This window comes from Runella limosa DSM 17973 (assembly GCF_000482465.1).
GTDB lineage: Bacteria > Bacteroidota > Bacteroidia > Cytophagales > Spirosomataceae > Runella > Runella limosa.
The window spans coordinates 121,571-138,221 of sequence record NZ_KI519426.1; the positions used below are offsets into that span (position 1 = coordinate 121,571).

A 16,651-nucleotide genomic window follows, 5' to 3' on the forward strand; every position below is an offset into this window, starting at 1 on the left:
AACTTTCAAAATTCACAATAAACACTAATTTTTTTAACTACAATTAAGTACAATGAAAACAATGAAAATGATTGCAAGTGTATTGGTAGCTGGTTTGTTGGCCGTTAGCGGTGCTTCTGCTACTGAAAAAAATAGCTCGAAAAAAGCAGTTGCTTACAAAGTAGATGCGTCGAAAAGTGTGGTAAAATGGCACGCTAAAAAAGTAACTGGTGAGCACTACGGAACAGTAGCATTGGCTGACGGTTCTTTGTTGGTTGACGGCGCTAAAGTAACTGGTGGTTCTTTTGAAATTGATTTGACAACCATCAAATGTGATGACTTGACTGATGCAGGTTACAACGCAAAATTGGTTGGTCACTTAAAGTCAGATGATTTCTTCTCGGTAGAAAAGCATCCAAAAGCGAAATTTGTCATCAAGAAAGTGGACGGAGCAGGTGCAAACATCAACATCACTGGCGATTTGACAATCAAAGGAATTACTCAAAGCGTAACTTTCCCAGCTACAGTGAAAGCAGATGCGAAAGGGGTAAGCGCTACGGCGAAAATCACACTTGACCGTACAAAGTGGGATATTCGTTATGGCTCAAAAACATTCTTTGCTAACATCGGTGACAAAGCGATTTATGATGATTTCGCTATCGACTTGACATTGGCTGCTGCAAAGTAACTTGACCTATTTTGAGAAAATCAAAAAGCCTCTCCTGAGTTTTGGGAGAGGTTTTTATTTTTTCAGGGGAATGTAATTTTTGAACCTACCCAACGTTTTTTCAATAATGCGATTCCTGACTGCGACCACTTATGAAACGCCTAATCTGCCTATTAACAGCTCTTTCAAGTTATTCGTTTGCCCAAACCCCTGCGGCAACCCAAAAAACTGACAACTCCGAGGACGATGCCTTCGTTTGTCATTATTTTGGATTCAAACAACTCCAATCCCCCAAAGACATTTGTAACTACCTGAGCTTTCGCTCCAACCAACATGCCGAAGCGGTCGTGGACCGAATCTTAAAGCAAGTGGGCTTGTTGCGAAACTTTATCGTGGTCGAGTGTCCCAACACCGAAAACTGCTTTGCAACGGTGGTGGATGGGCAACGCTACATCGTTTATGACGGTGCGTTTATGAAGCGGGTTGAAAACGTAACCCACACCGACTGGTCGGCCATCAGTATTGTAGCCCACGAAATTGGGCATCATTTGCAAGGCCACACCATTGACGGGAAAGGGGCACGTCCGCAAAAAGAGTTAGAAGCCGACCGTTTTTCAGGTTTTGTAATGCAGCGCCTTGGGGCTTCCTTAGAAGAGTCGCTGGTGGCCATCAAAACCTTGGGCGACGACAAAGCCACCTATTCTCATCCTGCCAAAACATACCGCATTGACGCCATTCGGCAAGGCTGGATGGATGCCGCAGGGCTAACGACGGCCACCACACCGTCGAAATCAGAAGCACCTCTAACGGCCAAAAATCAAAGTAAAATTCCAGTAACTGTCGCCTCCACAAGCACGGGTTCGTTTCCTGCTTCCGACGATGACGAAGAGGAAGAAGAAGACGAAAAGGTAGGGTGTACTGCGGGAAATTGTGAAAATGGTTACGGCATTTACATACACGAAAGCGGCGAGCGATACGAAGGAGATTTTCGGATGGGACGTCGTCATGGCATTGGCGTTCAATATTATCCCGACGGAAAAATGAAGTACAAAGGTGATTTCCAAGCCGATCAACGTGCGGGCTACGGCGCTTATTATTTTCCCAATGGCGATAAGTACGTCGGAATTTTCCAAAATAATTTGCCCAATGGAAAAGGTACTTATTATTACGTGGATGGTGATCGATTTGTGGGTATCTTTGCCAACGGAAAACGCAACGGACAAGGCGCATTTTATCACCGTAATGGACGCAAAGAGGTTGGGGTCTATACCAACGACGAGCGGGTAAAGTAAAAATTTTAGATGGATTTTGGCAAACTAACCGACATTTCAGGGGTCGATTTTACCTTACCAAACGACCCTGCTTTCAATAAAACAGTACTCACAGCAACCGCTCAGGGAGCAAAGCAAGTGTATGTCGGGCCACCCATTTGGGCTAATAAAGAATGGGTGGGGAAAATTTATCCCACTACGGCCAAAGAAAAAGATTTCCTTTACCACTACAGTCGTCAGTTTAATACGATTGAATTAAACGTAACCCATTACCAAATTCCGTCGGAGTCCACCATTCAGCGGTGGAAAGAGTCGGTGCCTGCCCATTTTAAGTTTTGCCCCAAATGGCCCCAAGAAATAAGCCACGACCGCCAATTGCGCGGTTGTGAACCTTTAAGCGACGCATTTACTAAGTCGGTGTTGGGCTTAGAAGCTAACCTTGGCACGACTTTTCTTCAATTAGGGCCGTATTTTGACGCGCGCCAATCCAAGGTTTTATCGACTTTTTTAAAACAACTTCCCCCTCAATTTCCCATAGCGGTTGAATTTCGTCACCCCGACTGGTTTGCGCAACCAATGATTTGGCAGGAAACCTTGCAGATGCTGCACGAGTTGGGCGTGGGCACGGTCATGTCGGATGTGGCAGGCCGCCGTGATGTGGTTCACATGGGACTTTCAAATTCAACGGTTACGCTCCGTTTTGTAGGCAACGAACTTCATCCTACCGACTACAGCAGGGTGGACGAATGGGTACAACGTTTAAAAAGTTGGTTTGAAACGGGGCTATCAACTGCCTATATTTTTGTTCACTGTGGCGAAAATCTGAATGCGCCAGAGCTATCTAGTTATTGGATTGAACAAATAAATAAACACTGCCACTTTTCGCTCTTAGCTCCTCGTATTCAGCCTAAAGTAATCCAAGGCTCGTTGTTCTAATTGCTTCTCTTTTGTTACAAGGCATAAAAAAAAGTGCCATTCACGCAACCATATCGGTGGGAGACTCGTAAATAGGTTCAAAAGGAGTTTTTAACCAACAATCCATCTTTCTTTTAACATGAAAAATCAAACCATGAAACGAGGACAATTTTTGCGCAATTTAGGGCTTAGTAGCAGTGCGTTAATGGCATTTTATTGCATGGGAACTACTATGACGGCTTGCTCAAGCGGGACTGTTGACCCAAATACCTCTGGAACGGGCTCAAACACGGGGGGGACAAATACAGGTACGACAGGCTTGACTGGCAATGCAGATTTGAGCAAAGGAGCGATTAGTTTTACCCTTGATTTAACTGCAAGTACGTATTCGACCTTGAAAACAGAGGGGAAATTTGTGATTGTTGGTAGTGTAATTGTGGCCAATGCCAAAGGTACTATCGTTGCCCTTGCAAAAACGTGTACCCACGAAGGTACTACCATTGACTACCGCCCTGCACAAAATGATTTTTATTGCAGTAACCACGGCTCAGAATTTAGTACAGCTGGTGCAGTTGAAGTAGGCCCCGCCACCAAAGCCCTGACAGTATATAAAGCCCAACTAAGTGCCAACGGAAATACACTCACGGTAAGTGCCTAATTGCCGAAGTTCCTCAATTAATAAAAAGCTTGTTACACATTTGATTTTCCCAAAATATGAAAGTAGTTGCTAAAATAGCCCTGTTGTGGCTAGTGATAGGTATGGTCAAGGCAAATGCCCAGGATGACTTGACAAAATTGCTGGAGCAAGAAACTCCAAAAACAACCGACTATACCTCTGCGACCTTCAAAGGGACACGGATTATCAATGGGCATTCGGTTGAAACGGTGAAGAAAAACCACCTTGATTTTTTGATTCACCACCGTTTCGACCGCCTCAATTCTGGTGCCTATAATTTGTTTGGGCTTGATTATTCTACTGTCCGTTTGGGGTTTGAATACGGCCTGACCGACAACATAATGGTTGGAGTTGGGCGTAGCAGTGTCCAAAAAACCTACGATTTTTTTGGGAAAGCCAAGTTGTTGCGGCAGGCAAGTGGAACAAAAAATATCCCCGTGTCCATCACAGGTTTGGTGAGCGCAGTCATCGAAACCCAAGATAAGACGCTTTCTACCCAAGACAAAACTTCGTACTGTACGCAATTGTTGATTGCGCGGAAATTTAACGATAAGTTATCGCTGCAATTGAACCCGACGTTATTGTACCGCAATCGAGTGGCTACGGCCGCGCAAGAACGCGCGTTGTTTGCCCTTGGTTTTGGAGGACGAATGAAAGTCAGCAAGCGCGTCTCGTTGAATGCCGAATACTACTGGGCTTTCCGTGATCAAGATATTATCAATGACCTTGGCGATAAGTACAATAACTCGTTGGCGATTGGCTTTGACATCGAAACGGGCGGGCACGTTTTCCAACTTCACTTCACCAATTCATCAGGCATGGTCGAGAAACAATTTATTGGAGATACGGCAGGGAGTTGGGGCAAAGGCGATATTCGCTACGGATTCAACGTCTCGCGCACGTTTAGCTTTGACAAAAGAGCTAAAAATACGATGAAATAAAAGAAAAAATCATCTCAAACCTATTTGAATGGCTATGAAAACACGCATCAAACTTTTCTTGGGCTGCCTGCTCCTTGCGGGTTCGCTGCAAGCCCAAGGGATATATCTGACCAATAAGGGAGAAACCACTTTCTTCTCAGAAACCCCCGTCGAGGACATTTCGGCAGTGAATAAGAACAGTGTAAGTATCATCAATACCGCAACGGGAGACGTAGCGGTGCAAATGGTGATGAAGCAGTTCGATTTTCCCAATAAGTTGATGCAGGAGCATTTCAACGAAAACTACATGGATTCGGACAAGTATCCCAAAGCCGTTTTTAAAGGAAAGTTGGTAGAAAAAATTGATTATACTAAAAACGGTACTTACGACGTCTCTGCCACGGGCGATTTAACGATTCATGGAGTAACAAAACCCCGTACCCTCAAGGGAAAACTCACTGTTGCTGAGGGAACAATCTCCATTAATTCTGAGTTTGATGTTGCCTTGGTAGATCACAATATAGAGGTGCCAAAGATGGTTTTTGTGAAAATCGCGCAGGTAATTAAGGTAAAATGTAAGTACAGCATGGCGCTACAAGCTGCTAAAAAATAAAGTAAAATAAGTATAGGTGTCGCACAGATTCCTTTTTATGAGTGGTCTTAACCAAGACTACTCATTTTTTGTTTCTCTTAATTTATCACTTTTAGTATCATGACAAAATTAAAATTCACACTCGTTTTTGCAGCAGCAGCGCTTATTTTGACCTGCGGATTTGTGCAAAAAAAAGGAAAATGGCAAAAGCTTTTCAATGGTAAAGATTTCAGCGGTTGGCACAACTTTAACAAGCAAGGTCAGCCCGTGTCGGATAAATGGAAGGTAGAAGATGGCGCAATGACCCTTACTGCCAGAGGCGGTGGTGACTTAGTAACTGACCAGGAGTTCGAAAATTTTGAGTTGGAAATGGAGTGGAAAATCGCCGAAAAAGGCAATAGCGGCGTTATGTGGGGTGTGGTAGAAGATAAGAAATACTGCTGTCCTTACAGCACAGGGCCAGAAATGCAAGTATTGGACGATGCCAAACACCCAGATTCGTTTGCTGGTAAAAATGGCAATCACAAAGCAGGTTCATTGTATGACATGATTCCACCCGCAGACCTGACGGCCGTGAAGCCAGCAGGAGAGTGGAACAAGGCTAAAATGGTCATTTCAAACGGACAAGGCACGTTTTGGTTGAATGGAAAACAAATGGTGACATTCCCAACCAAAGGCGAAGGATGGGATGCCTTGGTTGCTAACAGTAAATTTAAGACTTGGGAAGGATTTGGAAAGTTTGCAAAAGGCAAGATTGCATTGCAAGACCACGGCGACAAAGTATGGTACCGCAATGTCCGTATTCGTGAATTGTAGATAAAAACACAAACCCAGCCGAAACAGCTGGGTCTGACGTTCCTATCCACATCATTTTAAAACAGATTTTTGTAAAACCTCGCAGCTACACAAACCCCTAAGGTAGCGCGAGGTTTTTTCATCATAGGTCAAGTTGTGATTGAATCAACAATGCAAAAATATGCAAACTTTTTATTTCAATGCAACTTTTTTTTGCATTTTTTTGCAAAGAATTTTCAATACTTTGCAAACGATACTTGGATACCTGTCAGACACGTTAACCTATGATTAAAGAAGAACGCCAACGGCTCATTATTGAGAAGCTCAATCGTGACCAAAAAATCAATTTGTTGGAGTTGAGCCAATTGTTGAATGTCTCCTACGATAGCATTCGCCGCGATGTTATTGAGTTAGAAGATAAAGGACTTTTAAAGAAAGTCCACGGAGGTGCGGTGGCCAACTCGTATTTATCGTTTAAAAATACGCACAACTCTAGCGCCGACCAGCAAGAGGTAGTGATGCTGACCCGAAAAGCCCAAAAGCTTTTTTACAATCACCAGACAATACTCATGGACGGTGGTACAACCAATTTCCATATTGCGGAGCAGTTTCCTAAAAATCTGGAAATGACAGTGATTACGAATAGCTTACCCTTGGCTGCGGTGTTGAATGAACATCCCAAAATCGAAACCATTTTACTGGGGGGCACATACCATAAACGCTATCAAATCACGATTGGAAACCAAGTAATGAAGCAACTTGAGCATATTCGGGTGGATTTGTACTTGATGGGTTTTAATGGACTAGACCCTGAAGTGGGCGTTACGCTACGCCATTATGAAGAGTCGGTTTTGAAACAGAAAATGGCGCAAGCAGCCAAAAAAGTAGCTATTTGCGCCATTACTGAAAAGCTGCATACGGTAGAAACCTATAAAGTATGCGACTTACAAGATATTGATATTTTGATAACAAGTTTAAAGCCTTCTGACGTTACTTTAAATGCGTTTCGGCAGCAAGGTATTGAACTCATCTAAAAAACATTGCAAAAGTTTGCAGTTTTTAAAGAATACCTTCGTCAGGGGTGCGTTGTACCAGAATTTTGTCAATGCGACTTTTATCCATGTCGATGATTTCAAAGCGATATTCCTGCCAGGTAAAATATTCACCAGTGGTAGGAATATCCTTGATAATGTGCAAGGCAAACCCGCCGAGGGTATTAAACCCAGTCAATTCTTTGTTGTCTTCGACCACAATGTCAAAGTGGTCGAGGAAGTCTTCCCACGGAAGCTGTGCATCCACCAAAAAGCTACCGTCTTCGCGCTCAACGATGTCGTAGTTAAACTCATTCGTTTCTGACAAATCACCCACCAGAACGTCCATAATGTCGTTGAGGGTGGCAATGCCTTGCATGGCGCCATATTCATCGACGATGATGCCAAAATGCACGCGCCGCTCCTTAAATTTTTCTAAAGCTTGGTACGCTTTTATATTTTCGGGAATGTATAAGGTTTCTCTCGCCAACGTCTCCAACCGTCGAAGTTGACCATCGAGGTCTTCGCCAAGCAAGTCTTTGACATAAATTAAACCAACAATATTGTCGATTCCGTCATTACAAAGGGGATATACCGAATGTTTGGATTCTAAGATTTTTGCCCTATTCACGTCGGGTTCATCGGCGGCATCTAGCCAAGTCACTTCTTGGCGATTGGTCATCAATGAAACAATTTTGCGATCGCCGAGGTGAAATACATTTTCAACAATTTCTTGCTCGATTTCATCAATGGCACCTCCCGTGGTTCCTTCTTGGATAATGGTTTTAATTTCTTCCTCCGTGATTGCTTGGTTTTGTGGCGTAATGCGCAGCAATTTCATGATCAAATCGCTCGATTTTGCCAACAACCAAATAAACGGGGCCGTAAGGGTAGAAAGCCAGTTCATCGGTGCTGCCATAAACTTGGCAATACCTTCGGGGTTGGCCATCCCGATTCGTTTGGGAACAAGTTCCCCAAGTACCAACGAGAGATAGGTGACAAAAAGGACAACACCCCCAACGGCAATGCTGTGGGCGTAGGGTTTAAGCAACTCAAACTGTTCGATGTACGTTTGAAAATCATTTGTAATGCGTTCGCCACTGAATACCCCGTTGAGGATACCGATGAGCGTGATACCAATCTGGACTGTGGATAAGAAGCGATTGGGAGAGTTGGCAAGTTCAAGCGCGTGTTGGGCTTGACGGTCACCACTGCGGGCCGCGGTTTCCAATTTCGACTTTCGCGATGAGACAAGCGCGATTTCCGACATGGAGAAAATTCCGTTAATGAGAACGAGTAGAACGATTACAAGTAGTTCCACGAAGGGGGGATGGTTGGTACAATTGCAAAATTATCAAAACTATTTGCTATCCAAAACAATCGCATTTGCTAATTTTGTCAAGTTTTACTTTCCATAGCAGAATGATTATTTTTATCAAAGACCGACCTATCCGAATTTTAAGCGAAAAGGCTGCCCAAAAGCTTCCCGATAGAAGCACTTTTGACAAGGTAGTGGATGCTAACCTAGAGATGTTGAAAGTGGCTAGTTTGCGCGGCCATTTGCTGATTTTAAACGCCACTCCCATCACGGTTGAAAAGTTGTTTCATTTTTTGAACAACTTTGATTTGCCTGATTTACAGTCGGTTTATTTGGTGCCAAAAGATAAAGAGGCCGTAGAAAAGCGTCTCAAAAAGATGTTTACGGTCGTAAAAGCTGCGGGTGGGGTAGTGACCAAAGGCGAGCAGTTTTTGATGATGTTTCGGCGTGGTTGTTGGGACCTACCAAAAGGAAAGCTGGACGAGGATGAAAAGTCCAAAAAAGCGGCTTTGCGGGAGGTAGAAGAAGAAACGGGCGTGAAAGCCGAATTGGTTGAAAAAATTTGTACTACTTGGCACACCTACAGCCAAAACAATCAAAAATACCTCAAACGTACAAAGTGGTACTTGATGCGCAACGTCAATGATAAAAAAATGGCACCGCAACACGAGGAAGGAATTGAGCAGATTGTATGGATGACCGAAGCGGAAGCGCGGCAAGCCCTCGTCAACTCTTTCAGTTCAATTCGCTACGTGGTGGATTGCTTTCTGGGCCTAGAAGTGGACATGGATTAAATACAGCAGTAAGAAACCCATAACTTAATGGGTTTTTTACTGCTGTTGCATCCAGTTGACGGTCATTTCGATAATAGCAGCGTTGAAATTGTGAGAAGCAAAATCTTTGTATTTCCCTTTTTGTTGGAGCTGTTTATATTCTGTAAATGAATTTACCCTTGCCATAAAGTGGTCGGCATTTCTCAGTAATTTATATGTGCCTTTGTTAGGCAACGACTCATTGACGATTTGGGCAATCTGCTGCGCTGCTTCTGGACTAATCGCTTGGCTGTCGAATTCTCCGTAGATGGCCAAGGTCGGGACATTGGCTTGTGCCCACGTTTGTAGAAGATTGATGCGGTTTAAATCGGCAAAGTATCCCGCCGAACGTCCCCAAAATGTCCCTCTACGATAACCGAGCGGGTTTTCTTTGGAGGTGAGTATGGCTTCAAAATCGGGGACACTGAGCAAATCGGTGGCACTACGGCCTTGCACTAGCCATTCATACAAGAGCGGTGTCATCATGCGGGCATTGACATCTGAAGGCAAAAGGGATTCTTTGTAGAGAAGGGGTTGCTTGCGAAACACATCAAGCATGTGCTCAAACCAAGGTTTTACTACCGTACCATACACCATCACGCCACGTGGCTTGAGCCGCGCTTTCAGTGCGACAATAGGGACGGCCGTTCCGCCGATTGAATGTCCAAAAATAAAAACCTTGGAACTGTCAACAAAGGGGAGTTTTTGGGTAAAACGAAACGCATTCTGAAAAGCCGCGAGTTCTTCTTGGTAATCTAGCCTTGCACAGTCTTTGGTGCCCGCACTTTCGCCTACACCAGGCTTTTCGACCCGCACTACGGCATAACCTGCTTTCACCCAGCCATCCACCAATTGTTTGGTAGGAGAGAGGCTATCCTTTGAAAAATCAATGGAACCACAATCAAAATCTTGGATATAAAAAACGGCAGGAACTTTGTCGGTGTTGGCGGGGCGGTGTACGATGGTGCGCAAATACCCACGTTGGTACGGCACTTCATCATAAAATACTTCGCCTGCCGAGTGTTCGCGGGGGGCAGGTTTGACGATGCCCACAGCGCGCGTTTTGCGGTTTTTACGGAGATAGGTAATGGAAATAGGGTCGTTCTCTTTGAGCTGTTGTTCGAGGTTATGGAAGTCAAAAAGATAGAGGGAGTCTGTTTCGTTGATTGATACTAAAATATCGTCAGGACGGATACCCAACTGTGCGGCTGTTGATTCTGGATGAACGCTTTTTACCCAAATACAATGCGCTTCCTCTATTTTGAGGGCATTGAGGAGTGAATCTGGTGCTTCGACGTAGTCAATTCCTAATGATCCTTTGCGGTGAAGGTGTTGTGCCTGAGCGGTTGACACAAAGGCAATCAACATGATGAAAATTCCGTGGCTGAGTTTTGCGTACATCTGAATCTAGTGATAAAAGTAAAGTAGGGCTACACTGCTATTTTGGTGCAAAATTTACGCCAAAAATTTTGATAGAAAAAATCACTAAAAATTAGTCTTCGAGCTTAATTTTTAGCCCATCGAATCCCAACCTAATGTGGGCGGGTAATTCTTTTTCTACTTCGGCATGGCGGCCCATTTTATGACTCAGATGGGTAAAATAGGTCACTTTGGGCTTTAAAATTGACACAACATCAATGGCTTGTTGCAAATTAAAATGCGAAATGTGCGTTTCGCGCTGCAAGGCTCCTAAAATCAGAACATCAAGGTTTTGAAGTTTCGCCAGTTCTGCTTCGGGAATATGATTAACGTCGGTTAGATAGGCAAAATTGCCAATGCGGAAGCCAAAAACGGGCAAGCGATGGTGAAGTACGTCGATGGGGGTAAACGTAACTCCCAAGACGTCAAAAGGGGTATTGGTAATTTCGTGGAGCTGAAGTCGTGGAATACCTGGGTAGCGGTAGTCGGCAAATACGTATTCAAACTCGCGTTTTAGCTGTTCTAAGACCTGCAAACGCCCATAGACGGGCATGTCTTTGTTTTGAAGAAAATTAAAGGCACGGACATCGTCTAAGCCCGCGGTATGGTCTTTGTGCTGGTGCGTAAAAATGACAGCATCCAGTTGGGTAATGTCTTCACGCAGCATTTGCTGACGGAAGTCGGGGCCTGTGTCGATTACAAAACACTTGCCTTGTGTTTCGACATAGACAGACACCCGTAGGCGTTTGTCGCGGTAGTCCAACGACCGACAAACGTCACAACGACAACCAATCAATGGAATTCCCGAAGATGTCCCTGTCCCAAGGAGCGTAATGACCATTCGTTATAAAATAGTGGGGATGCGTAAAAATGCTTTTACACATCCCCATCGTTCGTTATTATTCTGCGGCAGTCAGTTCATTAACAATTTCAACGAGGCGGTCAAAATTGAGCGGTTTTACGAGTACATCGTTGAATCCTGCGGTAGTAAAATCTTCTTCAGAGTAGTTTTTAGCGTTTCCAGTAATAGCTACCACTGGAAGTTGAGCTTTAGCTTTGTTGGCTAGTCCCCGAATTGCCTTTACACATTCCATACCATCCATGATAGGCATGTTAATGTCGAGCAAAATAATCTCAAAATCTTCTTTATCCAGAATCTGTAGCACTTGCTCGCCATTTTTGACGGCAGTAATTTCGAAGTTTTGGAACTCCAAAATTTTCTTTGCTAGGTTTTGGATTACAGAACTGTCTTCGGCAATAAGTACGCGCTTTTGCGACATGGTAATAGGAAGTTTTTGGTGGTTTAAAGCTTTGCTTGGCAAACGTTCAAAGAAATGAGACACTAAGTAAACCGAAAAATTTTAAACTGAAAAATGTAAAATGTAAAAGTTAGCGCTTTTCTTATTCAATACAATTTTACCAACAAGTTTTAACGGGTGAGGAGAGGGGTAAAAACAAAAAATCCCGCACCTAAGTGCGGGATTTTTTGGTATGAGAATCAACCGATTAGTTGAAGATATAGCGGATACCGAATTGGCCTTGCCATACGTTGTTTACGTTGATACTTTTCACGAAAGCATCTTTCAACAAGATTGTTTCACCGTTAACAACTTGCGTTGCCATACGATATACTGGAACACCTTGAGCGTTTACGCTTGCCATTGTCAATGGGTTTGTACCAGTAGTTGTGTAAGCTACACCCCACTTGTTGTTAAGCAAGTTACCTGCGTTAAGAAGGTCAAAACGGAAACGAAGGATATTTTTCTTGCCTTTTGAACCTACAGAGATGTTGAAATCTTGCTCAACTGTGAAGTCGAAACGAGTCAACCAAGGCACAGCAGCACCGTTACGTTCTGCATATTGACCACGACGAGTACTCAAGTAAGGGTGTTCTGCGATGTATGTGTCAAAAGCCGCTGCTTGTTGTTCTGGCGTAAATGTTTTACCACCTGAAGTAAGCGATGTGAAAGTCAAATCAGAACCTTTGTTAGGAACGAAGATAAGGTCGTTGTTCTGGCCGTCACCGTTGATATCGCTACCAGAAGTATAAGATACCTTGAAACCGCTGTTAGAAACCATACCCAATGTGAACATGGTAGAACCACCCAATTTGCCACCGTAGTTGATACGGTAGTTCAAATAACCTACGATACGGTGACGAAGGTCGTTGTCAGACCATGATGGCGTCAAATAGTTTTGACCAGCTACTGTTGGAATGTTAGCCAATACGGTACTTGCCACCGACTGAATGTCTTTTGCTTTTGCGTAGGTGTAACCCAACATACCGCTCAGACCTTTCGTAGCTGTTTTTTCCAATTTACCTGTCAATGAGTAAGAATATCCTTCTTTCGTATTCGTCAAAATGAAGGCGTTAGTGTTAGCAGCGTTGATAAAACGAGCTGGGTTCACCGCAGCACCCGATAAGCCTGACGCAGGGAAACGACCACGGGTATCTGGGCCAGTGAAGGTAGTGCTTGGGCCTTTCAAGTTAGCATCGATGTAACGAAGTGCTTGTACGTTTTTGTTGTAAATACCTTCTACAGTAGCAATTAAACCGAAAGGAAGTTTTTGGTCAATCGCCAAGTTTGTTTTCCAAATCACTGGGTTTTTCAAACCGTCCACCGAAGCATTGATTACGTAAGCAGGCAACTTCGTGATGTCAGTAGTAGCAGGCTTGTAGCGGCTTGGATCGGTTGTGAAAGGATAGGCCGTAGTGTTAGTGAAGTTAAGAACGGCTGTGTTTACCCCGTTGTTGCCCAATTGGTTAGATACCAATACTTGTGGGATACGAGATACAAAAATACCTGTTCCTCCACGTACCTGCGTCGTTCTGTCCCCTTTTACGTCGTAGTTAAAACCAAGACGAGGAGAAACCAACAATTTGTTGCTTGGGAAAGCGCCAGTGCTTACTTTAAGGTCTTGTCCGTTTTCGTCTTTGTAAGTCAAACCAGCTACTACTGGGTTGTTAAAGTCTTTGGCCAAGTCATCATTGTAATCAAACAAGTCGAAACGAACCCCACCTGTCAATTTGAACTTGTCGCTTACTTGGAATTCATCTTGAATGTAAGCGGCATACGTCGATTGTTTCAATGTCTGCAATGGTTCTGCACCGTCTGGCAAGAGCGAATAGCGGTAGTTAAAACGTGCTACTGGAACAGGAGAAGTTGCTAAACTTGGATTTGCTTTGAAAGCCAAGGCTGCCGTTTTGAAATCTGCAATTGAGTTAAACACCCATACCCCGTTTGATGAAGGGAAGAACACGTTGTTTGATGTGAAGTGTTCGTACGAAAGACCTAAAGTGATGGTGTGCTTACCAGCGAAGTAGCTCAAGTTGTTGGTAAAGTTCAACGTTGAGTAGTTCAGCTTGTTATTAGGCGTAAATGGGTCGAAACCTGTTGAAGTATAAGTACTACCGTCTTTTAAGATGTCAATCGTTGGGAAAATGTCATTTTTGTACTGACGATCTTCGATTTGCTTGTTGTAAGTAGCGATGAAGTTGTTGGCAAATTTACCACCGAAGTTAGAGTTCAATTCAGCTACAAACGAACGAGTGTTATCAGCAATCAAGTAACCTGTGTTTTCTGGGGAAAGTGCCAATGCTGAGTTGGCGCGGTTACCGTTACCTGCCGTGTTACTACTGTTACTGTTACTGATGATAGAGCCAGATAATGAGTTGTGGTGTGAATAACGAACCGACAATTTGTGGTTGTTATTGATGTTGTAGTCAAGACGAACAAGTCCTTTTCTGCTGGTTACATCATTGTTGAAGTTATCAATCGCACCCGATTCATAGTTGAAGTTGGTCTTCATGAAGTTGGCAAGGTCGTTTAAGTCATCTGCTGTTACGCGAGATACGTTACCAGTGGCACCAGAACGGTTGGCAACCCATGTCAATGCTGGCGTTGAGCTTACGAAGTTCTCGAAGTTAGCAAAGATAAAAAGTTTGTCTTTGATGATAGGAGCACCAATGCGGAAACCGAACGTTTTTTCGTTGATGTTGATGGTTGGAAGTGACTGTCCGTCTGCTTTTTTACCAACGAGGCTGCTACCTCTTGTCAAATAGTAGGCAGAACCTGTTACTTCGTTTGTCCCAGAGCGAGTTACGGCGTTGATACCCGCGCCTGCAAAACCTGACTGACGAACGTCGAAAGGAGCGATGTTGATTTGAACCTGCTCAATCGCGTCCAAAGAAACGGCTGTTGTTCCTGTACGACCACCTGCTTGTGATGAAGAACCCAGACCGAAACCGTTGTTGAACACCGAACCGTCGATGGTAAAGTTGTTCAAACGGCTATCTTGACCACCAAATGAGCGGCCGTTGCTGTAAGCGTTGTATTTTGTAATATCGTCGATGGTACGACCGATGGTTGGCAAACTGTTAACAGCATTCAAACCCAACGTCGTGGCAGCACCCGTACGGCCAGATGAGAAGATGTCCGAACGACCGCTTGTTACTACTACTTCTTGGAGTTCTTTTCCGTCTTCAACCAAGCTGAAGTTTGCATCGGCAGAGGCTCCTAAGTTGGCGTAGATATCGTCTTTAGATTGCTCTTTGAAACCGACAAATGTGACAACAACTTTGTACGGACCACCTACACGAACTGAAGGAAGCACGAAACGTCCTTTGTCGTTGGTAACAGTTCCGTATTTAGAACCTGATGGTGTGTGGATAGCCACGACAGTAGCACCTGGCAACTCAGCGCCTTTAGTGTCTTTGACAACACCTCTGATTGAAGAGGCCGTCACCTGTGCGTTGGCGGAAGATAAACCCATAAAAACAGCGGCAATGACTGCGAAAAGTCCAATTACTGCTTTGCTCTTTCGTAGAAATTGAAAGTTCATACAATTTGGGAAGTTGGTTAGAATTATGATTTGGTTTTTAATTGCTGATAAGCAATGAAATGCGGTGCAAAGAAACAAGAAAATTGGTTGACAAACAAAAGCCCATTCTTAATATAATACCAACTTAACATTGGGAACTGCTTGATTTATTGGAATAAAACAATTTTTTAGCTCAAAATTTCAAAAAAAGTAGGTTAAAAAATTGTTACCTTCTGTTTATTTCTAAACCTAATTGTTTGAACATACAACAGTGTCACGTAAAAAATGTTTACTTGCACTTCTTTTAGACCGAAGATTTGAATCACTGATGACAACTGACTTAAAATCGTACAAGTTGACCCAATACAGCCACGGAGCTGGCTGCGGCTGTAAAATATCCCCTAAAGTGTTGGATGTGATACTCAGCCCCCCAGCCCGCGCGGCGTACCGTCCCAATGGGGGAGTTACTTTAGCTCCCCCATTGGGACGGTACGCCGCGCGGGCTGGGGGGCTGCTGGTAGGAAACGCTTCCCGCGATGATGCCGCAGTGATGGATTTAGGAAATGGGGAAGCGATTATTAGTACGACCGATTTTTTTATGCCCATCGTCGATGACGCCTTTGATTTTGGTCGAATTGCTTCGGCCAATGCCATTTCGGATGTCTATGCCATGGGTGGAATGCCGCTTTTGGCCATTGCTATTTTGGGTTGGCCTATTGACAAACTTCCCCCCGAAGTGGCAGCGCAGGTAATAGAAGGAAGTCGGTCGATTTGTGCGGAAGCAGGTATTCCGTTGGCTGGTGGGCATAGCATCGACAGCCCCGAACCCATTTTTGGTTTGGCCGTAACGGGAAAAGTAGCGATTCCCAACCTCAAGAAAAATGATACCGCCACCGAGGGCTGTCTGTTGTATTTGACCAAAAAACTAGGCGTGGGTATTCTGACAACGGCGCAAAAAAAAGGGATTCTCAAGGACGAACACGCCGATATTGCACCTCAGCAAATGATGCAACTCAACCAAATCGGGGCAGTGTTGGGTACGTTACCCTACGTGACCGCCTTGACCGACGTAACGGGTTTTGGATTGCTAGGGCATTTGATTGAAATGGCCGAAGGAAGTGGGCTGAGTGCTGAAATTGATTTTGACAAAGTACCCAAATTGCCTTTTATTGAAGATTATTTGGCCCAAAAGTCGTTTCCAGGCGGTACGGTTAGGAATTGGGATAGCTACGGCCATAAAATAGGAGAGGTATCCGAATTGCAAAAGTTCATTTTGGCAGATCCTCAAACCAGCGGCGGATTGCTAATTGCGGTAGAAGCGGATACCCAAGAGGAGTTTGAGGCGTTGATGGAAGAAGGTGGCTTTGAACTACAAACCTTTGGAAAACTGGTAGAAAAACGTGAGAAAGTTGTTTATGTGAAATAGTTGAATCTT

Annotated in this window: 15 protein-coding genes; 10 read left to right on the forward strand and 5 right to left on the reverse strand. The window is 44.1% G+C overall.

Translation table 11 applies throughout. From position 1 onward, the window contains the following. Positions 1-52: 52 nt before the first annotated feature. The 8 genes from K339_RS0125195 (at position 53) to K339_RS0125235 (ending at position 6,849) form a co-directional block, all read left to right on the forward strand. Positions 53-667, forward strand: a complete 615-nt coding sequence (locus K339_RS0125195) for a YceI family protein (protein WP_028526083.1) — start codon at positions 53-55, stop codon at positions 665-667. 131 nt (positions 668-798) lie between these two features. Further along, entirely contained in the window at positions 799-1,938 is a 1,140-nt protein-coding gene (locus K339_RS0125200) for a hypothetical protein (RefSeq protein WP_028526084.1), read from the forward strand. Between the two features lie 9 nt (positions 1,939-1,947). Beyond that, positions 1,948-2,853, forward strand: coding sequence for a DUF72 domain-containing protein (locus K339_RS0125205; protein WP_028526085.1), 906 nt, complete (start codon positions 1,948-1,950; stop codon positions 2,851-2,853). A gap of 133 nt (positions 2,854-2,986) precedes the next feature. Then, positions 2,987-3,490 carry a QcrA and Rieske domain-containing protein gene (locus K339_RS0125210; RefSeq protein WP_229598813.1) on the forward strand — a complete coding sequence of 168 codons (504 nt, stop codon included), beginning with the start codon at positions 2,987-2,989 and terminating at the stop codon, positions 3,488-3,490. 56 nt (positions 3,491-3,546) lie between these two features. Further along, the gene (locus K339_RS0125215; RefSeq protein WP_028526087.1) at positions 3,547-4,449 is read left to right on the forward strand and encodes a DUF5777 family beta-barrel protein; all 903 of its coding nucleotides are present in this window, start codon (positions 3,547-3,549) and stop codon (positions 4,447-4,449) included. Positions 4,450-4,483: 34 nt separating this feature from the next. Then, complete coding sequence (locus tag K339_RS0125220; RefSeq protein ID WP_028526088.1) at positions 4,484-5,041, forward strand: YceI family protein; 558 nt, start codon at positions 4,484-4,486, stop codon at positions 5,039-5,041. Positions 5,042-5,140: 99 nt separating this feature from the next. Further along, entirely contained in the window at positions 5,141-5,836 is a 696-nt protein-coding gene (locus K339_RS0125225; protein ID WP_028526089.1) for a 3-keto-disaccharide hydrolase, read from the forward strand. Between the two features lie 263 nt (positions 5,837-6,099). Beyond that, complete coding sequence (locus tag K339_RS0125235; RefSeq protein WP_028526090.1) at positions 6,100-6,849, forward strand: DeoR/GlpR family DNA-binding transcription regulator; 750 nt, start codon at positions 6,100-6,102, stop codon at positions 6,847-6,849. 25 nt (positions 6,850-6,874) lie between these two features. Here K339_RS0125235 and K339_RS0125240 read toward each other — a convergent pair whose 3' ends face one another. Continuing rightward, complete coding sequence (locus K339_RS0125240) at positions 6,875-8,167, reverse strand: hemolysin family protein (RefSeq protein WP_084332309.1); 1,293 nt, start codon at positions 8,165-8,167, stop codon at positions 6,875-6,877. Positions 8,168-8,268: 101 nt separating this feature from the next. Here K339_RS0125240 and K339_RS0125245 point away from each other — a divergent pair, with 101 nt between their 5' ends. After that, a complete protein-coding gene (locus K339_RS0125245; RefSeq protein ID WP_028526092.1) occupies positions 8,269-8,958 on the forward strand; it encodes an NUDIX hydrolase in 690 nt (229 codons plus the stop codon). Between the two features lie 36 nt (positions 8,959-8,994). On the opposite strand, the gene K339_RS0125250 is transcribed toward K339_RS0125245, so the two are convergent. The 4 genes from K339_RS0125250 to K339_RS0125265 form a co-directional block, all read right to left on the reverse strand. Continuing rightward, positions 8,995-10,377 carry an alpha/beta fold hydrolase gene (locus tag K339_RS0125250; protein ID WP_028526093.1) on the reverse strand — a complete coding sequence of 461 codons (1,383 nt, stop codon included), beginning with the start codon at positions 10,375-10,377 and terminating at the stop codon, positions 8,995-8,997. 91 nt (positions 10,378-10,468) lie between these two features. Beyond that, complete coding sequence (locus tag K339_RS0125255; protein ID WP_028526094.1) at positions 10,469-11,236, reverse strand: MBL fold metallo-hydrolase; 768 nt, start codon at positions 11,234-11,236, stop codon at positions 10,469-10,471. Between the two features lie 58 nt (positions 11,237-11,294). Further along, positions 11,295-11,675: a response regulator gene (locus tag K339_RS0125260; protein WP_028526095.1), complete on the reverse strand. Its 381-nt coding sequence runs from the start codon at positions 11,673-11,675 to the stop codon at positions 11,295-11,297. 226 nt (positions 11,676-11,901) lie between these two features. Beyond that, positions 11,902-15,237: a TonB-dependent receptor gene (locus K339_RS0125265; protein ID WP_028526096.1), complete on the reverse strand. Its 3,336-nt coding sequence runs from the start codon at positions 15,235-15,237 to the stop codon at positions 11,902-11,904. A 307-nt stretch (positions 15,238-15,544) separates the two neighbouring features. Between K339_RS0125265 and selD the strand changes: the two genes are divergently transcribed. Next, on the forward strand, positions 15,545-16,642 hold the full coding sequence (gene selD, locus K339_RS0125270; protein ID WP_028526097.1) for a selenide, water dikinase SelD: 1,098 nt from the start codon (positions 15,545-15,547) through the stop codon (positions 16,640-16,642). Positions 16,643-16,651: the final 9 nt, after the last annotated feature.

Excerpts from the sequence above, each read along its gene's own strand:
- K339_RS0125260 (WP_028526095.1), bottom strand. The coding sequence starts at position 11,675 with ATGTCGCAAAAGCGCGTACTTATTGCCGAAGACAGTTCTGTAATCCAA.
- K339_RS0125250 (WP_028526093.1), bottom strand. The coding sequence starts at position 10,377 with ATGTACGCAAAACTCAGCCACGGAATTTTCATCATGTTGATTGCCTTT.
- K339_RS0125255 (WP_028526094.1), bottom strand. The coding sequence starts at position 11,236 with ATGGTCATTACGCTCCTTGGGACAGGGACATCTTCGGGAATTCCATTG.
- K339_RS0125195 (WP_028526083.1), top strand. The coding sequence starts at position 53 with ATGAAAACAATGAAAATGATTGCAAGTGTATTGGTAGCTGGTTTGTTG.
- K339_RS0125215 (WP_028526087.1), top strand. The coding sequence starts at position 3,547 with ATGAAAGTAGTTGCTAAAATAGCCCTGTTGTGGCTAGTGATAGGTATG.
- K339_RS0125235 (WP_028526090.1), top strand. The coding sequence starts at position 6,100 with ATGATTAAAGAAGAACGCCAACGGCTCATTATTGAGAAGCTCAATCGT.
- selD (WP_028526097.1), top strand. The coding sequence starts at position 15,545 with ATGACAACTGACTTAAAATCGTACAAGTTGACCCAATACAGCCACGGA.
- K339_RS0125265 (WP_028526096.1), bottom strand. The coding sequence starts at position 15,237 with ATGAACTTTCAATTTCTACGAAAGAGCAAAGCAGTAATTGGACTTTTC.
- K339_RS0125205 (WP_028526085.1), top strand. The coding sequence starts at position 1,948 with ATGGATTTTGGCAAACTAACCGACATTTCAGGGGTCGATTTTACCTTA.
- K339_RS0125210 (WP_229598813.1), top strand. The coding sequence starts at position 2,987 with ATGAAACGAGGACAATTTTTGCGCAATTTAGGGCTTAGTAGCAGTGCG.
- K339_RS0125225 (WP_028526089.1), top strand. The coding sequence starts at position 5,141 with ATGACAAAATTAAAATTCACACTCGTTTTTGCAGCAGCAGCGCTTATT.
- K339_RS0125220 (WP_028526088.1), top strand. The coding sequence starts at position 4,484 with ATGAAAACACGCATCAAACTTTTCTTGGGCTGCCTGCTCCTTGCGGGT.
- K339_RS0125200 (WP_028526084.1), top strand. The coding sequence starts at position 799 with ATGAAACGCCTAATCTGCCTATTAACAGCTCTTTCAAGTTATTCGTTT.
- K339_RS0125245 (WP_028526092.1), top strand. The coding sequence starts at position 8,269 with ATGATTATTTTTATCAAAGACCGACCTATCCGAATTTTAAGCGAAAAG.